Source organism: Legionella norrlandica (genome assembly GCF_000770585.1).
Taxonomy (GTDB): Bacteria; Pseudomonadota; Gammaproteobacteria; order Legionellales; family Legionellaceae; genus Legionella; species Legionella norrlandica.
In genome coordinates this window covers 1-1609 of the sequence record NZ_JNCF01000117.1, presented here as the reverse complement: position 1 = coordinate 1609, position 1609 = coordinate 1, and the positions used below count along the sequence as shown (strand labels likewise).

The window sequence follows — 1609 nt, the reverse complement described above, 5'->3', positions numbered from 1 at the left end:
GGCTTTTTAAAGTATCCTGAAATAAATTGGACAACATCTTTTGGTGAATTCATTATTTCTACTAATAATTCAGGCCTTCCATTAATTACATTGATGATATCTTCTAAATCCTTACAATCCCATTATTCCTATAGGCTCTATCAGTAAATGCCTCAAGCTTTGTAGCAATGAAATAGACCGCGTTGAGTATTTTGATTTTTTTGTCTTTAATTTGAATCTCAATCGCATTGTCAAAACCTGCTTGATACCAATTTGAGTTGATGCCTTGTAAAACACCATCGGTGTACATGACATCAATCATAAAATCATCTAACACATATCTGCAATTAACATTTCCATCCGGCTTGAAACCTAAGCTTTCCAGTTTTTTCTGTAAAGAATAATGGGCAACAATATCAGCTCTTCCTAAATCCAGAGCGACATCAATATCATAGGTTGGTCGTACATCATCTTCTATTAAATCAGTTATCAATAGTCCAACGATTCTGCCACCGACATAAACAACTTGTTCATTTAGATCTTTTAGAAGAGTCGCTGCCTGATACAGTGCTTCCTTATTTTGTTTAACTCTTACTGATTCCATACAAAATGTTCCAATAGTTCTTTTGCAATTTTATTTTCTCGCTTCCCACCCAATCGGATTAGATCAAGCGCACTAATAATGGCATAAAAATTCTCATCAAGGGTTCTATCCAAAGCATTCGGTAATGTTTTGTAGATAGGGGTTAAGGCAAGCCCTTTTGTATCACCATTAATGTAGGGCCATACATAGGACTCTTCGCTCATGATTAATTTTTTAAAATAAGAAGAGCTATAGGCCGCTGGCATGCCACGTGTTGCTATATTAATTTCCGCTGGAAAATGATACTTGACACTATGAACAAAAAACTCCATAAGCACATGCTTATGTAATTCAATGCGATCGTCCGAATAACGTGTTAATAGCTTCGTAGCTTCTAGCCTTTTAATACTTTTAGTCACTTCAGATTTGCTGATATAAAGCTCATGAGCTATGCTTTTAAACTCAATTTTTTCTTTCGTACTATTTTTTAAAAGCAATTTAATGAGAATAGCTACGTCTTGCCCTTTAAGCATGAAAAGCTCCAGTCTATTTTAGTGAGATTATAGCATGCTGGTTTCCGATTTCCAAATTGGAAACCGGAAATTATGTTAATAGTGAACAATAGGTTTCAATATACTTCCCCAAATACCCACGCTTTTATAACATTATTAAATGCTTGGCCAATTTGTGAGGGCTATAATTAGTACTGTAGAATACACCTGTTCTACCAGGGGAAAGTCTATTGGAGATGTAACACCTATAAAAAACGTGAAATTACCCCTCGATTTAATATTGCTCCAGGGTCTGAGGTGGTGTGTCTTGTGAAAACCAATGCTTATGAAATTCAAAGTGTGTTATTGCGCTGGGGACTCATTCCTGCTTGGACTACAGATCGAAAGAAAATTGGAAGTCTCATCAATGCACGTACTGAAATTCTTTTTGAAAAACCCGCATTTCGTCAACCGATGAAATCCAAACGTTGTTTAATGCCCATGAGTGGTTTTTATGAATGGCACCAAGAGGGCGGAGTAAAACAGCCTTATTTTT

At 36.0% G+C, this 1609-nt stretch carries 2 protein-coding genes and 1 pseudogene; 1 reads left to right on the top strand and 2 read right to left on the bottom strand.

What is annotated here, in order from left to right:
- Positions 1–103: 103 nt before the first annotated feature.
- Together OK13_RS13640 and OK13_RS13635 are read right to left on the bottom strand one after the other, a co-directional pair.
- Positions 104–583 carry a hypothetical protein gene (locus tag OK13_RS13640; RefSeq protein WP_241480582.1) on the bottom strand — a complete coding sequence of 160 codons (480 nt, stop codon included), beginning with the start codon at positions 581–583 and terminating at the stop codon, positions 104–106.
- On the bottom strand, positions 571–1095 hold the full coding sequence (locus OK13_RS13635; protein WP_035891722.1) for a MarR family transcriptional regulator: 525 nt from the start codon (positions 1093–1095) through the stop codon (positions 571–573). Before OK13_RS13635 ends, OK13_RS13640 begins: the two co-directional genes overlap by 13 nt.
- Positions 1096–1332: 237 nt before the next feature.
- On the opposite strand from OK13_RS13635, the pseudogene OK13_RS13630 reads away from it, so the two are divergent.
- Positions 1333–1609, top strand: a pseudogene (locus OK13_RS13630) (SOS response-associated peptidase); the annotation flags it as partial.

What these genes read in the sequence shown, in the direction of transcription:
- OK13_RS13635 (WP_035891722.1), bottom strand. Translation starts at nt 1,095, where the DNA reads ATGCTTAAAGGGCAAGACGTAGCTATTCTCATTAAATTGCTTTTAAAA.
- OK13_RS13640 (WP_241480582.1), bottom strand. Translation starts at nt 583, where the DNA reads ATGGAATCAGTAAGAGTTAAACAAAATAAGGAAGCACTGTATCAGGCA.